The sequence below is a fragment of the Novosphingobium sp. BW1 genome (genome assembly GCF_008107685.1).
Taxonomy (GTDB): domain Bacteria; phylum Pseudomonadota; class Alphaproteobacteria; order Sphingomonadales; family Sphingomonadaceae; genus Novosphingobium.
The window spans coordinates 256,652-272,953 of the sequence record NZ_VIRF01000041.1 but is presented as its reverse complement, the minus strand read 5'-3'; the positions used below and the strand labels follow the sequence as shown (position 1 = coordinate 272,953).

At 64.9% G+C, this 16,302-nt stretch carries 13 protein-coding genes; 4 read left to right on the top strand and 9 right to left on the bottom strand.

The window, feature by feature from the left end:
* Positions 1 to 131: 131 nt before the first annotated feature.
* The gene (locus FMM79_RS02870) at positions 132 to 962 is read right to left on the bottom strand and encodes a TIGR00266 family protein (RefSeq protein ID WP_148625933.1); all 831 of its coding nucleotides are present in this window, start codon (positions 960 to 962) and stop codon (positions 132 to 134) included.
* A gap of 192 nt (positions 963 to 1,154) precedes the next feature.
* Here FMM79_RS02870 and FMM79_RS02865 point away from each other — a divergent pair, with 192 nt between their 5' ends.
* Positions 1,155 to 1,934, top strand: a complete 780-nt coding sequence (locus tag FMM79_RS02865; protein WP_240338938.1) for a diguanylate cyclase — start codon at positions 1,155 to 1,157, stop codon at positions 1,932 to 1,934.
* A gap of 37 nt (positions 1,935 to 1,971) precedes the next feature.
* Here the strand turns inward: FMM79_RS02865 and glmU are convergent, their stop codons facing one another.
* The gene (gene glmU, locus FMM79_RS02860) at positions 1,972 to 3,357 is read right to left on the bottom strand and encodes a bifunctional UDP-N-acetylglucosamine diphosphorylase/glucosamine-1-phosphate N-acetyltransferase GlmU (protein ID WP_148625931.1); all 1,386 of its coding nucleotides are present in this window, start codon (positions 3,355 to 3,357) and stop codon (positions 1,972 to 1,974) included.
* Positions 3,358 to 3,419: 62 nt separating this feature from the next.
* On the opposite strand from glmU, the gene FMM79_RS02855 reads away from it, so the two are divergent.
* Entirely contained in the window at positions 3,420 to 4,097 is a 678-nt protein-coding gene (locus FMM79_RS02855; RefSeq protein WP_148625929.1) for an HAD-IA family hydrolase, read from the top strand.
* A 15-nt stretch (positions 4,098 to 4,112) separates the two neighbouring features.
* Here FMM79_RS02855 and FMM79_RS02850 read toward each other — a convergent pair whose 3' ends face one another.
* Both FMM79_RS02850 and purC read right to left on the bottom strand, forming a co-directional pair.
* Positions 4,113 to 6,983 carry a pitrilysin family protein gene (locus FMM79_RS02850; protein ID WP_148625927.1) on the bottom strand — a complete coding sequence of 957 codons (2,871 nt, stop codon included), beginning with the start codon at positions 6,981 to 6,983 and terminating at the stop codon, positions 4,113 to 4,115.
* 119 nt (positions 6,984 to 7,102) lie between these two features.
* Entirely contained in the window at positions 7,103 to 7,885 is a 783-nt protein-coding gene (purC, locus tag FMM79_RS02845; protein ID WP_148625925.1) for a phosphoribosylaminoimidazolesuccinocarboxamide synthase, read from the bottom strand.
* A gap of 386 nt (positions 7,886 to 8,271) precedes the next feature.
* Between purC and FMM79_RS02840 the strand changes: the two genes are divergently transcribed.
* Positions 8,272 to 8,634, top strand: coding sequence for a hypothetical protein (locus tag FMM79_RS02840; protein ID WP_240338937.1), 363 nt, complete (start codon positions 8,272 to 8,274; stop codon positions 8,632 to 8,634).
* 19 nt (positions 8,635 to 8,653) lie between these two features.
* Here FMM79_RS02840 and FMM79_RS02835 read toward each other — a convergent pair whose 3' ends face one another.
* The 5 genes from FMM79_RS02835 to FMM79_RS02820 form a co-directional block, all read right to left on the bottom strand.
* Positions 8,654 to 9,148 (bottom strand): low molecular weight protein-tyrosine-phosphatase, encoded by a 495-nt coding sequence (locus FMM79_RS02835; RefSeq protein ID WP_240338936.1) that lies wholly within the window; start codon positions 9,146 to 9,148, stop codon positions 8,654 to 8,656.
* 56 nt (positions 9,149 to 9,204) lie between these two features.
* Positions 9,205 to 9,369: a hypothetical protein gene (locus FMM79_RS21135; RefSeq protein WP_153269305.1), complete on the bottom strand. Its 165-nt coding sequence runs from the start codon at positions 9,367 to 9,369 to the stop codon at positions 9,205 to 9,207.
* A 176-nt stretch (positions 9,370 to 9,545) separates the two neighbouring features.
* Positions 9,546 to 11,474, bottom strand: a complete 1,929-nt coding sequence (locus tag FMM79_RS02830; RefSeq protein ID WP_148625923.1) for a response regulator — start codon at positions 11,472 to 11,474, stop codon at positions 9,546 to 9,548.
* Complete coding sequence (locus tag FMM79_RS02825) at positions 11,464 to 12,330, bottom strand: protein-glutamate O-methyltransferase CheR (RefSeq protein ID WP_148625921.1); 867 nt, start codon at positions 12,328 to 12,330, stop codon at positions 11,464 to 11,466. The genes FMM79_RS02830 and FMM79_RS02825 overlap by 11 nt, the downstream gene beginning before the upstream one ends.
* Positions 12,331 to 12,338: 8 nt before the next feature.
* Positions 12,339 to 15,467, bottom strand: coding sequence for a response regulator (locus FMM79_RS02820; RefSeq protein ID WP_148625919.1), 3,129 nt, complete (start codon positions 15,465 to 15,467; stop codon positions 12,339 to 12,341).
* Positions 15,468 to 15,742: 275 nt separating this feature from the next.
* Here FMM79_RS02820 and FMM79_RS02815 point away from each other — a divergent pair, with 275 nt between their 5' ends.
* Positions 15,743 to 16,300 carry a hypothetical protein gene (locus tag FMM79_RS02815; protein ID WP_148625918.1) on the top strand — a complete coding sequence of 186 codons (558 nt, stop codon included), beginning with the start codon at positions 15,743 to 15,745 and terminating at the stop codon, positions 16,298 to 16,300.
* The last annotated feature ends 2 nt before the right edge of the window (positions 16,301 to 16,302 follow it).

The following is a 16,302-nucleotide window of genomic DNA, read 5'->3' as shown; positions in this document are numbered from 1 at the left end:
AAGGTCAGTCAGGCTCCTATCCGAAGTGTGCAACCGGCGCCCTGGCTCCAAAACATGATGCCGCTATGACAATGTGGAGGCCAACTGTAATTTAAGTCACTATAATATATGAATTAAAGTGGTTTTTGAAGTCAGTCGCCGTCGATCAGGTCGCCGAGGCCGCCCAGCAGGGAGCCTTCGCCCCGGTTCTGCCCGCCGCGCGGCCCGGCGGCCGCGAGCATGCGCCCGGCGAGGCGGGAGAAGGGCAGCGACTGGATCCAGACCTTCCCCGGACCTCGCAGACGGGCGAAGAAGATGCCTTCGCCGCCAAAGAACATAGACTTGACCGAACCGGCACGCACGAGGTCGAAATCGACGCTCTCGGTGAAGGCGGCGACACAGCCGGTATCGATGTGCAGTTCCTCGCCGGGGTGAAGCTCGCGCTCGACCACGGTGCCACCCATTTGGACAAAGACCCAACCATCACCCTCGAGGCGCTGCATGATGAAGCCTTCTCCGCCGAACAGACCGGTCATGATCTTGCGCTGGAAATGAATGCCGATCTCGACCCCGCGTGCCGCACACAGGAAGGCATCTTTCTGGCAGATCAGGCGCCCGCCTACCTCGTCGAGCTTGATCGGAAGAATAGCGCCCGGGACCGGGGCGGCAAAGGCGACGCGGGCCTTTCCCCGCCCGTGATGGGTGAAGACGGTCGTGAACAGGCTTTCGCCGGTGACGAGGCGTTTACCCGCGCCCAGAAGCTTGTCCATGAAGCCGCTGCCCTGGCCGCCCGAGCCGTCGCCGAAGACGGTCGACATCTCAATCGGAGCATCCTTCCAGACCATCGCGCCCGCTTCCGCGACGGCGCTCTCCCCGGGATCCAGTTCGATCTCGACGAATTGGAGTTCCTGGCCCTTGATTTCGAAGTCGATGTCGTCCGACACGGTGGATGAGCGTGTGTGGCTCCAGGGGCTGTTGGCCATGTGAAACTCCAGATTTAAGTGGTGGCAAACCGGCTACTTGCGCGTGCACAAGATGTGAGTTTCCACTGCTCTCTTGTCAAACCGCGTTCATCGGATATTCTGGCCACTTAAACGAACGGTTCCTTACTCGAAAAATACAGGCGCACGAAAAGAGCGCCGGGAAGGGACTGTTCCGGGAGAAGGATTGCTGCCTTGCACGCCACAAATCCGTTTTCAGGCCGGTTGCCCGCCGATGTAACCCGCCGCCGTATCGCCGGAGCAGGGCTCGTTCTGGCTCTTGCTGTCGCGGGCTTGTCATCCCGAGCCGGGGCCGAGGAAGCCAGTTTCGTGGAGGGCCCGCACAGGTCCGGCCCAACGGCGCTTGTGGTGGCCCCGCTTACCGCCCCCGACCTCAAGACCGACCTCAAGAAGGGCTTTGCCATGCTGCGCAAGGGCGAGGACCAGAAGGCGGTTTCCTATTTTGACCGGGTGATCGCGGCCGCCGACAGCTGGCTCGCGGGTGATTCGCGCCCGCGCCGCTGCATCGATGCAAACGTCTCGTCCACGCCCGCTGCGGGCCACGCGCCGATCGACGATGCGCTGTGCGATGCGCACTTCGGGCGCGGCTATGCGCTGATCGACATGGGCCGCGGTGACCTGGCCGAAGCGGACCTGCGCGCGGCAACCCGGATGGCGCCGGAAAATGCCCACTTCGCCAATGAATACGCCGAACTTTTCAAGTCGCGCCGCGAATGGCAGGCCGCGCTCGTCGAATTCGAGCGCGCCTGGGAGATGGCCGACAAGACCATGGGAGGTCCCGATGCGGACCTCGCCGCGCGGGCTTTACGCGGTATGGGCTATGCCAAGGAAAAGCTGGGTAAACTTGATGATGCCCACGCGCTGATCTCGCGTTCGCTCGAGTTTGAGCCCGACAGCGAGGCCGGGAAGGTCCAGCTTGCCCATGTGGAGCGAATGCGCACGATCGGCTCATGAGCCTCTAGGGACCCCAGAGCCCTAGGGGGAGGGCGGATCAGCCCTCCTTCTGGGCTTTCTTCTTCTGCTTCATGGCGTCGTGGAAGCGATCAGCCCAGCCGGGCTTGACCAGTTGTTCGCCGCGAACGAGGCGCAGTTCGCCATCACCCACATCGCGCGTTACCGCGCTTCCGGCTGCCACGATGGCGTCGGCCCCGATCTTGACCGGGGCCACCAGAGCCGAGTTCGAGCCGACGAAGGCGCGCTCGCCAATCACCGTTTTGTGCTTGAAATAGCCGTCGTAGTTGCAGGTGATCGTGCCCGCGCCGATGTTGGCGCCGGCCCCGATCTCGGCATCGCCAAGGTAAGAGAGGTGGTTGGCCTTGGCGCCTTCGCCCAGCACGGCCTTCTTTATCTCGACGAAGTTGCCGACCTTGGAATTGGCCTTGAGCACGGCACCGGGGCGTAAGCGTGCATAAGGGCCGATGGCGACGCCGCTTTCCAGCGTGGCGCCTTCCAGATGTGAGAAAGCGTGGATGGTGACATCGTCCGCCACGGTGACGCCGGGGCCGAAGACGACGTTGGGCTCGATCGTCACGTCCTGCCCGATCACCGTGTCCCAGGCGAAGAAGACGGTCTCGGGAGCGACCAGCGTAGCACCATCGGCCATCGCGCGTTCGCGCCGGCGGGCCTGCCAGCGTGCCTCGGCGGCGGCGAGTTCGGCGCGACTGTTGATGCCACCCACCTCGTCGGGATCGTCGGTGACGATGACTGCGCAGGCGCGCTCTTCCAGCGAAGCCACGTTGACGATGTCGGTGAGGTAGTATTCACCCGCCGCGTTGTCATTTTCGACCTTGGCGAGAAGGGCGAAGAGGTCCTGCGATTTCACCGCCATTAGGCCGGAATTGCACAAGGTGCAGGCCCGTTGTTCCTCGGTCGCGTCCTTGTATTCCACCATCATCGCGATGCGCCCGTCATTGTGCGCGAGGATGCGGCCATAGCGCAGCGGCTCCTCCGGCTCGAAACCCAGGACGACGACCGCGGGCGTGTCCTCGCCGTGGAGGCGCGCGATCATGGTGCGCATGGTCTCGGGGCGCACGAAGGGAACATCGCCATAAAGGATCAGCACGTCGCCTTCGAACCCGGCAAGGGCTTCCTCGGCCTGCTGGACGGCGTGGCCGGTGCCGAGCTGTGGTTCCTGCACGGCAATGGCCGCGCGTGTACCAAGCTGGGTTTCGAGCTGGTCACGTCCGTGCCCGGCGACGACCACGCTGCGCTCGGGCGCGAGTTGCGCTGCGCTGGCGAGCAGGTGTTCCAGCATGGGTTGCCCTGCGACCGGGTGCAGCACCTTGTGGCGTGCACTCTTCATGCGGGTGCCCTTGCCTGCGGCAAGGACGATGATGGCGAGCGGAGATGCGGCGGGCGGTGTTTTGGTGTCGGTCATGGTTCGAACCATCTGCCAGCAATTCATTGCAGTTTCCACCTGAACTCGCCACTTAGGAGGCTATGACGGATTTCCCCTACGACATTGTCGGCTTCGACCTCGATGGCACGCTTCTCGATACCCATGGAGACCTCGGTCATGCGGTGAACCAAGCACTGGCGCTGGCTGGGCGCGAGCCCGTGCCCAAGGAGACGGTACGCACGCTTGTTGGAGGGGGCGCGCGCAAGATGCTCGCCCGGGCATTCGAGGTGACGGGAGGCCCTGTCGCACAGGACCGCTTCGAGGAGCTTCACGCCGAACTCATGGCCTACTATACGGCGAACATCGCCCGCGACACGCATCTGTTTCCGGGCGGCGAGGCCATGCTCGATGGGCTGGCCGCGCGTGGGGTCAAGATCGCGGTGGTGACCAACAAGCTGGAAAATCTGGCAGTGCGTCTGTTCGAGGAACTGGGCCTCAGTGAGCGCTTCGTGACGGTTATCGGCGGCGATACGCTCGGGCCGGGCCGCGCCAAGCCCAAGCCCGATCTCCTTTACCTGATGCTGGAGCGGGCCGGTGGAGGCCGGGCGGCCTATGTCGGGGATACGAGCTACGACACCGGCGGGGCGGCGGCGGCCGGACTGCCCTGTGTGGTCGTCAGCTTCGGTTTCAACGATGCGGAGCCCGAGACGCTGGGCGGCAGCGCTGTGATCGACCATTTTGACGAGCTGATCCCGACGCTGGAGCGTCTGGGCGCCTGATATGGCGGCAAAGGCTCAGCTTTCCGCCGTTGCGTTATCCTTGGGAAGTACCGTCACATCGACTGCGGCCGCGGGATCGAGATAGCGCCGCGCCATCTCCTGAACATCGGCGCCGGTGAGCGCGGCGAGACGCTTCCGAGCGTTGAGGTAGCGCTCAATCCGTTCGGCCTCGCTCTGCGCATGGTCGACCAGTGCCATCCATCCCGTGTTGGTCTTGAGCGCGTTGTCGAGCCCTTCGAGCATCGGCTGGCGCGCGCGTCGGACAATATCGGGGCTGACGGGTTCGCTACGCAGCTTTTCGAGCACCTTGCGGATGGCTGTTCGCGTTGCCGCAACGTCCTTCACATCGACCGAGGCGCTGATTGCGAAAGTGCCATAGCCCTTCCAGTAGCGCGAAAGCGTGCTGGAGGCACCGGGGGAATAAGTCTTGCCCAGTTCCTCACGCAGGGTGTCGGTCAATCGCACGCGCACGACCTTCTCCAGCAGTTCAAGGCGCTGGACATCAATCGGGTCGCTATCGTCGCGTGTCGGCCAGGTCAGGCGCAGGAGCGCCTGGTCGGCAGGGCCGTCGTGGTGGATGATGTGTGGGGTTCGCTCCGCCGTGAAGGGGCGCAGGGGTTTCCCGGCATAAGTCCCGAACGCCTGTTCCCGTGCGGGCAGAGCGCCGAACGTGCGCGCGACAAGCGCGATCGCCGTATCCTCGTTAAAGTCACCGACCAACGCGATCTCTATGGCGCCTTGCGCGAGCCGGCCTTCAATCGCGGCCTTGAGCTTGGCGTAGGAGAGCTGGCTGTAGCGGGCAGGGGGTTGCAGACTGAAACGCGGGTCGCCGCCCGATAGGATACGGCCCAGGTCCGCCTGAAGCGCGGAGGCCGGGGTTGCGCGCAGCTGCGCGAAATAGGTGGCAATCGCCTGACGGTACTGCACTTCGCCCTCGGGACGATACCCGGGATCGGTAATGAGCGCGGCGATGAGTTCGAGCTGGAGTTCGAGATCGGCCGTGGTCGTCTGCGCGCGCGAAACGAAGGCGTTGCCGGTATTGCGCAGCTCGAAGCCCAAGGTCTTACCGGCCAGGATCGTGTCGAGGTCATCGCGGCTGTGCGCGCCGAGCCCCCCCCAGGGCATGTAGGAGACGAGTTCGGTGGCAAGCGGATCGTCCCGCGTGTCGAGACGGGTGCCGCCATCGATGGAAACCTGGACCCGCACCTTGTCCTTTTCGAGATCGGAGCGGTGCAGGTTGAGCATCACGCCGTTGGCAAAGCGCAGTTCGCGGATGCCCAGATGCGTCTCGCGCCGGTCCTCCACCACGCGGCCCGGCGTACCGAAATCGGTATAGGCAAAGCGCTCGGTCTTTGCCGTGCGGACGGCGATGATGGGGTCGTCATTGGCCGCCTCGAAGGCGGCCCGAAGGGCGTCCTCACCGCCTTCGGGGGGCTTGCGGCCTTCGAAGCGGATCAGGGGATCGACCAGGGGCGCGGCCTCGTTCCGGATCGCGGCGAGCGCGGCCTCGGGCGTGATGCGCGGTTCGAAGGCGGTAAAGCGTTCAAGTGCGGATTGAGGGGTGGAGGGGACCGTCTCTTCGGTCACCAGGTTGAGCGCGGCTGAGGCGAGGGCCTTGTTGCTGCGTGTCTCGGCGCTGCGTGCGCCCTGCGTCAGCGCGGCGCGGATATCGGCCACCTGTTCGGCCACTTCGGCCTCGCTGAAGCCCTGCTCGAGCGCGCGCCGGTACTCGGCGACGGCGGCGGTGAGGCCCTTGCGCCAGCCTCCATCCACAGTGTCGATGACCAGGCGCGTGGTTCGGGCCGCCTCGAAGGCATCGCCCGTGCCGAAGCCTGCGCCGCGAAAGGGCGGCTCGGCTTGCCGGGCAAGGCGCTGAAGGCGGCGGTTGACGATGTTGTAGCCGACAAGGCGCAGGAGATTGGCCTGGCGCTGGGCGATGGAATCGGGCTCTTCGTGCCAGGGCAGGTTGCGCGCCAGGGTCACGCGTTCGGACAGCGAGGGATCCAGGTGGATGTCGGTGCGGCCGCTGTCCTTGGGCGCGACCGGCCCTGCGCCCGGCTGCGGGCTGGGCGCAGGGCCTGACCAGTCGTTGAAATGCCGGATTACCGCAGCCTCAAGCGCGTTCACGTCAAAGTCGCCGACGACGACCAGGGTCGTGTTCGCGGGCACGTAGGTGCGCTCATAAAGTCCGCGCAGGCGCTGGGCCGTCGCGGCCTCTATGGTCTCGCGCGTGCCGATGGCAAAACGCTGCGTGAAGCGCGCCGCAGGGTAGAGGAAATGCAAACTGTCCAGCGTGTTGCGAAACTCATAGGTGTTACGGTCGCGCATTTCCGAGAGGATCACGCCGCGCTCGCGTTCGACGGCAGCCGGCGCGATGGTCAGTTCGCCTGCGGTCTCGCGCATGAGCATGAGCGCGGTGTCGAGCAGCGTCATGTCATTGCGGGGAAGGTCCAGCTTGTAGGTCGTGCGCTTGAAGCTGGTCGAGGCGTTGGTATCAGCGCCGAAGGCGAGGCCGTTGCGTTCCAGCAGGGGGATCATCTGTCCTTCGGGAACCCGGCGCGAGCCGTTGAAGGCCATGTGTTCGAGGAAATGGGCAAGGCCGCGTTCTTCGGACGCTTCGTCCAGCGATCCCGCCTCGATGTCGAGCCGCACGACGCCGGTTCCGGCCGGTGTCGCGTTGTGGCGCAGGATGTAGCGCATGCCATTGGCAAGGCGCCCGAAACGGAAGTCCGGATCGACCGGGATGTCGCTTGTCGCAAAGGCCCAGGCGGGGCCGGTGTCGTGCAGGGGCGCCTTGTGGCCTGCACTGCCGGTTTTCGGAGCCTGCGCGAGGACAGGCAGGGGCAGGAGGAAAAGAAGACAGGCCAGCAGCTTGGGATAACGCATCGCCCCCTAGTGCCCGAGCGGACAGGCCTTGCCAAGGCGCCTCCATGCAAAAGCCCCCCGGTCATGCGCGGATGACCGGGGGGCTTGGCAGGTCTTGTCAGCCCCGGAGGGCGTACGGCTTACTTGCCGCGCAGCTTGCGGTGCTGCGAGAGGTCGAGGACTTCGCTCGGGCCATTGTCATCCTGGAGCAGGCCAAGGCGACGCGCGACTTCCTGGTAGGCCTCTTCCTCACCGCCGAGGTCTCGGCGGAAGCGGTCCTTGTCGAGCTTCTCGCCCGAGACCATGTCCCACAGGCGGCAGCCGTCGGGGCTGATCTCGTCGGCGAGGATCACGCGGCTGAAGTCGCCGTCCCAGATGCGGCCGAACTCGAGCTTGAAGTCGACGAGGCGGATGTCGATAGCGGCGAACATGCCGGCCATGAAGTCGTTGACGCGGATGGCCATCGCGGCGATGTCCTGCATCTCCTCGTTGTTGGCCCAGCCAAAGCACGCGATGTGCTCTTCAGCGACGAGAGGGTCGCCCAGCGCGTCGTCCTTGTAGCAGTATTCGATCAGCGTGTGCGGCAGCATCTCGCCCTCGGGAATGCCCAGGCGCTTGGAGATGGAGCCGGCCGCGACGTTGCGCACCACCACTTCGATCGGGATGATCTCGACCTGGCGGACCAGCTGTTCGCGCATGTTGAGGCGGCGAATGAAGTGGTTGGGCACGCCAATGTGATTGAGGCGCGAGAATACGTACTCGCTGATGCGGTTGTTGATGACGCCCTTTCCCTGGATCGTGCCCTTCTTCTGGGCATTGAAGGCGGTCGCATCGTCCTTGAAGTACTGGATCAGGGTACCGGGCTCGGGGCCCTCGTAGAGGATCTTGGCCTTGCCTTCGTAGATCTGGCGGCGACGGGTCATTCGGGTGATCCTTGCAACGTGAAATTGAGCAACTGAAAAAGAGCAAACCCCGGCTGCGGCGTCGCTTTGGCGACCTGTGGGGCCGGGGGTGTTCAGCGCCCGCATATAAAGCAACCGGGGCCAAAATCAAACGGCGCGATTGGGAGGCGGACTTGCGCGAGAGGCGGGGGATACGCCAGGCTTGCGACAAGAGGTCAGGGACGAGGACGAAAGAGGCCGGGATGGACGTGGCGATACGGGCAGGGGAGGGCGCACGAGGTGCGGGCAATGGCTGGGCCACTGGCGCAGCTGCGCATGGAGGTCTTCGCAGCTTTGGCCCTGTCTCTACGATGGCGATGCGGCCTACGAGGAGGCCTGTCTGCACGGGTTCATAGAGGCTGAGGGCAATGTCCTCATCGCGGCTCTGGCAGGCGACCGCCTTGCCCCTGCAGGCGCAGAAGGGGGAATTTTCCACGCCCTTCGCGGCGTGGGGGGGGACGCAGCAGCTGCTCTATTTCGGCGAGTCGGTGCTCTTGGCGGACTTCCGCGGTCCGAGGATCGGCCATTCCTTCTTCGCTGCGCGCGAGGCCGCAGCCCGCGAGCAAGGGGCGCCCGCGGCTACCTTCGCGGTCGTGGTGCGGCTCGACCCGTTCTGGCGCGTGCGCGGCTATGCGCCGGTCGAAGGACTGGTCATCGAACGTGCCAGGAAGGACCACCGCGAGGCGGAGAAAAGCGCCAAGCCCATGCAGTACTGGCTGCGCCGATTTTGAGGTTCTGCCATCTTGAGGCTCAGACCTGTCCGGCGAGCTCGCGCACGAGGGTATCGGCGGCGCGCCGGACCTGGTCCCAGGTAATGGCAAAGCCTTCCTCGCCCCCGAAGTAGGGATCCTCGACGTCTTCGCCTTCAAGCCCCGGCACATGATCGAGCAGGAGCGAGAGCTGCCCACGCGCATTGGCCGGCGCCATGGCCTCAAGATCGGCGAGGTTCTGTGCGTCCATGGCGATGATCCGGTCGAAGCGGGCGAAGTCGGCCGGGGAAACCTGCCGGGCGCGGTATTGCCCTATGTCGATGCCATGGTGCCGGGCCTCGGCGCACGAGCGCGGATCGGGTGCCTTGCCAATGTGCCAGGAGCCGGTCCCGGCCGAATCGATCTCAAGCGCGAGGCCCGCCTTCGTTGCGGCTTCGCGCAGGGCGGCTTCGGCCAGCGGCGAACGGCAGATGTTGCCTAGGCACACGAAGAGCACCGATGCGGCAGGTGCGGGCCGGGGGGAGGAGGTCATCATGCCGATCTAGGCCAGCTAGCGCCTTGCGTCACCCCCGGCGCGCGGCCCGCGTGGCGCTAGAGCGTGCGCAGGACCCGGAGCAGGCGCTCGCCCAGTTCGGTGATGAGGCTGGGCTCGTCCATCGGCTGGATGGGCCCGTGGATCTGGCGCCGGAGCATGGGGTCGAGAGGCGTGCGAAGCGTGGCGGTGTGGGACGTCGATTCGAAGGCGGAGCGGGGCATGGGCGTATCCTGACTAATGGCGGCAGGCCGGGGCTGACCGGCCCGGCAAGACCATTGTGAAGGAGGACGGGTAACCCTTTTCCTTGCGCTTGTCCGTCAGGTTTGCCGGAGGAGCTGGGTAACCTGTGTTAACCGTTTTTCTGTCTTTGCCCCCGTCACCCGTCACCCGTCACCCTTCACCCTGCAGTGTTGCGTATCTCGTGCGCCAATTCGGCAATCACGGCATGGACCTCGCGCCCGAGGAAGGGCTTGGCGAGCATCGGGCGATGGCCGTGGTTGGCGGGAAGATGTTGCCTGTCGTAGCCGCTAACGAAGGCAAAGGGCGTGTCATGCGCTGCAAGGGCATCGGCCACCGGGTCGATCCGCTCTCCGTTGAGATTGCCATCGAGAAGCGCAAGATCGGGATGGGCCTGTTCGATGATGCCGATGGCCTGTTCGCATGAGGAGGCAGGGCCGATCGCGATGCCGCCGTTGTCCTCGATCTCCATGGCCAGTTCCATGGCAACGAGCGGCTCGTCCTCGACAATGAGAATGCGCAGATTGTCGAGCGAGGGCAGGGGAGCTATCTGGGCGCGGCCACTCTGGGGTTCGGGAACGGGGTGCGGCTCTGGCGGCGCGGAAGTGTGGTCGAGCGCTGGCGCCGGTGCTTCGTCGGCGCCATCCTGCGTGTCGGATGGTGGAAAATCGGCAAGGGCGGCCGCCTTGGGCTCGTCGCACGGAGCGCAGTCCGAGCCAGTGACGAGCGGGACCATCAGGTCCCAGCGCACGCCTTCGGGGGCATAGTCGGCGTGGATGCGCGCGCCGTCTGCCGCGAGGCTGCCCTCGATCAGGCTGGAGCCGAAGCCGCGGCGTTCCGGCTTGACCACGGGCGGGCCACCCGCTTCCTGCCAGCATAGCGAAATCCATTCGCCCTCGCGGGTCCAGCTGAGGCTCACGGTGCCGGTATCGTTGGAAAGGGCACCGTACTTGTGGGCGTTGGTGGCCAGTTCGTGCAGGATCAGCGAGAAGCGCAGCGCCAGTTCGGGCGGCAGGTCGATGTCCGGCCCGGAAAGGCACAGGCGGTCCTCGCCTATGGCGCCGATGGCGACCTGGTCGGCGATGAGGTGGCGCAGGCTGGCGCTGTCCCAGGTGGTCGCGCTCAGCATCGAATGCGCGCGTGAGAGCGCTTGGATGCGGCCGGTGAAGGCTTCCTGGAAGTCCTCGGGCGAACGGGCGTGGCGGAAGCCCTGCGAGCAGATCGCCTGCACGGTCGCAAGGGTGTTCTTCACCCGGTGGTTCAGTTCACCGATGAGCAGGCGCTGGGTGCGTTCAGCCCGGCGCCTCTCGGTGACGTCGATCATCGAGAGCATGATACTGCCGTGCGAGCCGTTGCTGCGCGAGAGCGTGCTGGCGTACCATTCCCCCTCGCGCCGCGCCCCGTCGGCGCGGCGGAAACGGTGATCTTGCACGGCGCGGCGTCCATCGCTGCCCAGAAGCCCGCGGATCGCGTCCTGAACCGAAGCGCGGTCCTCCTCGAGAAGGAAGGGGGCATCCTGCAGGCGCACGCCGATCATGTCCTGGGCGTGGTAGCCGATGGTGCGATCGGCGCCCTTGAACCAGTTGAGAATGCGCAGGTCCGCATCGACTTCCAGCGTGGCGAGCAGCGAATTGTCGCCATAGGCGCGCAGACGGCCGAGTGCGGCGCCCAGTTCGTCGCGTTGGTTGGCGATCTCGCGGCGCTGGCGGGCCAGCTCGACGAAGACGGCGACCTTGGAGTTCAGGATTGTGATGTCGAGCGGCTTGAGCAGATAGTCCACCGCGCCCGCGTCGAAGCCGCGGAACTTGCGCCGCTCGTCGGTCGCGACGGCGGTGAGGAAGATGATCGGGATGCCGCGCGTACGCTCGGTCCCGCGCATCAGCTCGGCGAGCTCGAAGCCGTCCATTCCGGGCATCTGCACGTCGAGAAGCGCCAGCGCGAAGTCGTCCTTGAGAAGAAATTCCAGCGCATCGAAGCCGGAACTTGCCGTGACCAGTTCGACACCCGGCTGGTCAAGCGCAGCCTCCAGCGCCACCAGGTTTTCCTGGATATCGTCGACGGCCAGAATCTTGATGGGCTCATTCGGCATAGGCGGCCTCCTGACTGGAATGGGAACGGCGCCGCCACACCTTTTCATCAGGTGCAAAGTCGGCGAAATTCTCGCGCTCGGGGGAGAAAAGCACGGTTTCCTTGGTCCCCAGGCCAAGGAAGCCGCCGGGCGGGAGCGAGCGGGCGAACAGGCCGAGTGCGCGGTCCTGAAGGGCTCGGTCGAAGTAGATCAGGACATTGCGGCTCGACACGAAATGGACCTCCGAGAAGACCGCGTCACTGGCCAGGTTGTGGTCGGCAAAGACCACCCGGCTGCGCAAAGTAGGGTCGAAGCGGGCGACGCCGTAGTTCGCGGTATAGTAGTCTGAGAGCGAGCCCTTGCCACCGGCCTCGCGGTAATTGCGCGAGAAGCCGGGCAGGCGGTCGATCTCGAAGATCCCGGCCTTGGCGCGAGCGAGTGCGGCGGTGTTGATGTCGGTGCAGTAGAACAAGGTGCGATCTTCCAGGCCTTCTTCGCGAAAGAGGATGGCCAGCGAGTAGAATTCCTCGCCATTCGCACAGCCTGCGATCCATACCTTGATCGAGGGCCAGGTGCGCAGGTGGGGCACCACCTTCTCGCGGATCGCCCGGAAGTAGTCCGGGTCGCGGAACATGTCGCTGACCTGGATGGTGAGGAAGCCGATCAGTTCGGGAAGGCATTCGGGCTCGTGCAGGATCTGGTCGAGCAACCCGGAGAGGTTGGCATGCCCGAAATGGGCCTGCGCGCGCTGGAGGCGGCGCAGCACCGATGTGCGCGAATAGTCGCGGAAATCATACTGGTAGCGGCGCCAGATTGCTTCGATCAGGAGATCGAGTTCGATGTCCTCCAGGGTGTCTTCGCTGCGCATGATCATCATGATTCCGATTACCTGCGCGGCATCCACACGCGCACGAGGCTGAGCAGCTTGTCGATGTCGAGCGGTTTGGGCAGGTAATCGTTGGCGCCCGCTTCGAGGCACTCGCGGTGGTCGCGTTCCATGGCTTTTGCGGTGAGTGCAATGATCGGGAGGCTGTTCCATTCGCTCTGCTTGCGGATCTCGCGCATGCAGGTGAGGCCGTCCATCTCGGGCATCATAATGTCCATGAGTACGAGATCGACCGGCGCGCCGTCGCTGTCGGCTGCGCGGGCCAGCTCGGACAGCGCTTCCAGGCCATTGCGCGCGATGCGCACGTTCACGCCATGCGGTTCCAGCACCGAGGTCAGGGCGTAGACGTTGCGGATATCGTCTTCCACAACGAGGATCTGGCGCCCCTCCAGCGCGGCGTCCCGGCCCAGCGAGCGGGCCAGCAGCTGCTGCTTTTCATCCGGGAGTTCGGAGACGACCTGGTGGAGGAAAAGCGTAACCTCGTCGAGCAGGCGTTCCGGGCTCTTGGCTCCCTTGATGATGATCGACTTGGAATAGCGGCGCAGACGCATCTCCTCTTCGGAGGAGAGATCGCGGCCGGTGTAGACGATGACGGGCGGGAACGAGACGCTTTCATCGTGAGAGAGGCGGTCGAGCAGGTCAAGGCCAGACATGTCGGGCAGGTTGAGGTCCAGCACCATGCAGTCGAAAGTGTCGCGAGCCAGGCGCTCCAGGCATCCTGCTGCGCTCTGGACAGTGGCCGTCTCGACATCACGGCTGGCAAGCAGCTGGTGGATGGCATCGGCCTGGATGGAGTCGTCTTCCACCACCAGCACACGGCGCAGGCGCTGGGCCATGCGGGCTTCGAGACCTTCGAGCATGGTGACCAGCGTTTCGCGCGCGACCGGCTTGAAGAGGTAGCCGACTGCGCCGTTGGCAAGAGCGTCGTGGTCATCGTGGTCGGCCGAGACGATGTGCACCGGGATATGGCGCGTGCGGGTATCGCGCTTGATCCGATCGAGAACCGAGAGCCCGGTGTGGTCGGGCAAGTGCATGTCGAGGATGACTGCCTGAGGCAGGTACTGGCGGGCCAGCAGCGTGCCTTCGTCAGCGGTTCCGGCGACAAGGCACTGTAAGCCGGCCTCGTGGGCGATGTCGAGGAGAATGCGGGCGAATGCGGGATCGTCCTCGACTATGAGGATCGTGCGCGAATCGCCGGTGAGGCTCTCCCGGTCGTCGGGGACGAACGGCGTGATGGAGACGGTAGGACGGTGCTGCGAGCTACCGCCGGCCCCACTACGTGCGCTGCGCTCATCAGGCGCGCTCGAAGTGGGCCGGGAGGCTGGGCCGGAGTCGCTGGGCTGGAAGGTACGGGGCACGGTGAGAGTGAAGGCGCTGCCTTCGCCCTGCGTGCTTTCCAGCGTGATTGCACCGCCAAGCAGGCTTGCGAGTTCGCGCGAGATCGACAGGCCAAGGCCGGTTCCGCCGTACTTGCGGGCGATCCCACCATCTGCCTGGCGGAACGCTTCGAAGATCGCATCGCGCTGGTCCTCGGGAATGCCGGGCCCGGTGTCGCGCACGGTGAAGGCCATGGCGTCGTCAGGCGTAGCTGAGACTTCGAGTGCGACCTCGCCCTTCTCGGTGAACTTGATCGCGTTCGAGAGGAAGTTCTTGAGGATCTGCTCGAAACGCAGGGGGTCGGTCTCGAAGGTGCGTGGGGCGTCATCATCCAGCGTGATGCGCAGCGCAAGGCGTTTGTCGGCCGCAGAGCTTGCAAAACTATCGCGCAGCTTGGCGAGGAGATCCTCGACCGGCAGTTCACGCGCTTCCAGGTCAATGCGTCCGGCCTCGATCTTGGAGATGTCGAGAACGTCGTTGATGAGGGTGAGGAGGTCGTTGCCCGATGTCTCGATAGTCTGCGCGTAGCGGATCTGTTCCTCGTTGAGATTGCCGCCGCGATTGTCGGCAAGGAGGCGCGCCATGATGAGCAGCGAATTGAGCGGGGTGCGCAGTTCATGGCTCATGTTGGCGAGGAATTCGGACTTGTAGCGGCTCGCCTGCTCCAGTTCCTCGGCCTGCGCGCGCATGCGGGTCTGGGCGCGGGTCAGCTCGTCGCGCTGGGCTTCGAGCGAGGCCGTCTGTTCCTCGAGCTGGGCGTTGGAGCGTTCCAGGTCCGCCTGCTGCGCCTCGAGCTGCTCCTGCGAGGACTGGAGTAGCTTGGTCTGGGCTTCGAGTTCGTCGTTGGTGGCGCGCAGTTCCTCGCTCTGGTTCTGCATTTCCTCGGCCTGCTGCTGGGTTTCGGACAGCAGGTGTTCGAGGCGGGCGCGGTACTTGGCCGCGCGCAGGGCCACGCCCAGCATGCCGGAAATACGTTCGAGGAAGTCGGGCACTTCATGGGCAAGGCTGCCGGGTTCGTCGAGAAAGGCGACTTCGATCAGGCCATTGACCCGTCCGTCAATGGTTGAGGCGCCGATCGCAAGGCGATCCGGGCGGGCCTGGCCCAGCGCCGAACCGAAGGCGATGTAGCCATCGGGGATGCGGGTGATGGCGCGCGCCCGGCCATGGTTGATCGTTTCACCAAGCAGGCCGTCGCCGCGCTCGATCACGTCGGGAACCACCGCATTCTCGGGCACGGCATAGCTGGCCGCGCGGCGATAGATGCCGTCGTCGTTGACGTAGAGCAGGCCTGCCGTGGCTCCGAAATTGGTGCCCAGAAAGTTGAGAACCCTCGTGCCTAGATCTTCCAGCGAGAGGTTGCCCTGAAGTGCGCGGGCAAGGTCGGTTTCGGCTTGGCGCAGGTGCTGCTCGAAACGGGTGGCGTTGCGCATCGCGATAAAGGCCACGCCCATGCCGCCGATTAGCAGGTTGGTGATGCAGGCGAGTGTGCGGTTGACCAGCGCGAAGCCGTCCGAGCTGTTCTCGGGGGCCAGCACGAAACCGACGACAATCAGGACACAGGCCACCACCGCGACCACGGCCGGGACGATCCGGTGCGGTGACAGGAAAGCCAGGGTGGTTGGAACTAGATAGAGGACCCAGAACGCCATGCCGAGTGGAAACGTGCTGTCGACGATCGCGGTGAGGACCAGAAGGGCAGCCAGCAGCGTGTAGAGAAGAGGACGGGAATCGAGGGCGCGCGCAAAAGCCATGGTGTCTTTCTGATAAGCATGGGCGAGGGCCAGATCGCCTGCTGGAAACGGAATAGGTCGAGCGGGGTAACGCAAGCGGCTGTAAAAGGTTCCGCGCGCTGCGCCATTTTTGCGAAAGATCTCGCCGAGGTGCGGTTTCGATAGCGCGGCAAGGGGGGGGCGGGGCAGACCTCTCTCAGGTTCATTCATCAGCGATGCCGGCGATTGCACGGATATTGCGCTGGCCTTTGCGCCGGGTCAAAGTTACCGTGCGGGCGCTCGTCTAGGAGCGACCCATGATATCCAGGAGCAACGCGCTGACCGGACAGGTTTCCCTCGCTCAGGACCTTCGCGGTGTCGGCAGCGACAGTGCAGCCGTTCGCCTGCTGCGCGATATGATGCTGTGTGCGGGCGGGACAATCCTGGGCGCAAAGGCGGATGGACGGTTGGCCTACTATACGATGCAGTCAATCTGCTCGGGCGATGGTTTCGACCTTCTGTCAAGCGTGTGGGTTCATCTGCGGATACTGCCCGCCACCAGCGCGCTGATGATCCTGGTCGCAATTGCCTGCCAGTGGCCGGGCCGCGCGGCGCAAGGTTCGCGTCCCGCTTTCACCCCGCGTGAACGGGTCGGACGCTGGAGTGCCTTTGTACTTCGTACCGGTCTTTTCTTTCTCGCGATGATGCTGGCTATGAGTGTGATGCAGCCGGTGGCGCTGTGGGTGCTGCCGCCTTCGCCATCCTCGGCGGTGCTGGCCTCGGTCGTGGGCATGTTGCTTCTCGCGATTGTCGCGGCGGTGCTGCGGCCACTGGCGTTGCGCGTGCCATTTCTTGTCCCGCTCTGCTGCCGTTAGCG

Coding starts and splice junctions, on each gene's coding strand:
- FMM79_RS02830 (WP_148625923.1), bottom strand. CDS start 11,474: ATGCCGAATGAGCCCATCAAGATTCTGGCCGTCGACGATATCCAGGAA.
- FMM79_RS02835 (WP_240338936.1), bottom strand. CDS start 9,148: ATGATGACCTCCTCCCCCCGGCCCGCACCTGCCGCATCGGTGCTCTTC.
- FMM79_RS02820 (WP_148625919.1), bottom strand. CDS start 15,467: ATGGCTTTTGCGCGCGCCCTCGATTCCCGTCCTCTTCTCTACACGCTG.
- purC (WP_148625925.1), bottom strand. CDS start 7,885: ATGACCCGTCGCCGCCAGATCTACGAAGGCAAGGCCAAGATCCTCTAC.
- FMM79_RS21135 (WP_153269305.1), bottom strand. CDS start 9,369: ATGCCCCGCTCCGCCTTCGAATCGACGTCCCACACCGCCACGCTTCGC.
- FMM79_RS02825 (WP_148625921.1), bottom strand. CDS start 12,330: ATGATGATCATGCGCAGCGAAGACACCCTGGAGGACATCGAACTCGAT.
- FMM79_RS02840 (WP_240338937.1), top strand. CDS start 8,272: ATGTCCTCATCGCGGCTCTGGCAGGCGACCGCCTTGCCCCTGCAGGCG.
- FMM79_RS02855 (WP_148625929.1), top strand. CDS start 3,420: ATGACGGATTTCCCCTACGACATTGTCGGCTTCGACCTCGATGGCACG.
- FMM79_RS02870 (WP_148625933.1), bottom strand. CDS start 962: ATGGCCAACAGCCCCTGGAGCCACACACGCTCATCCACCGTGTCGGAC.
- FMM79_RS02850 (WP_148625927.1), bottom strand. CDS start 6,983: ATGCGTTATCCCAAGCTGCTGGCCTGTCTTCTTTTCCTCCTGCCCCTG.
- glmU (WP_148625931.1), bottom strand. CDS start 3,357: ATGACCGACACCAAAACACCGCCCGCCGCATCTCCGCTCGCCATCATC.
- FMM79_RS02815 (WP_148625918.1), top strand. CDS start 15,743: ATGATATCCAGGAGCAACGCGCTGACCGGACAGGTTTCCCTCGCTCAG.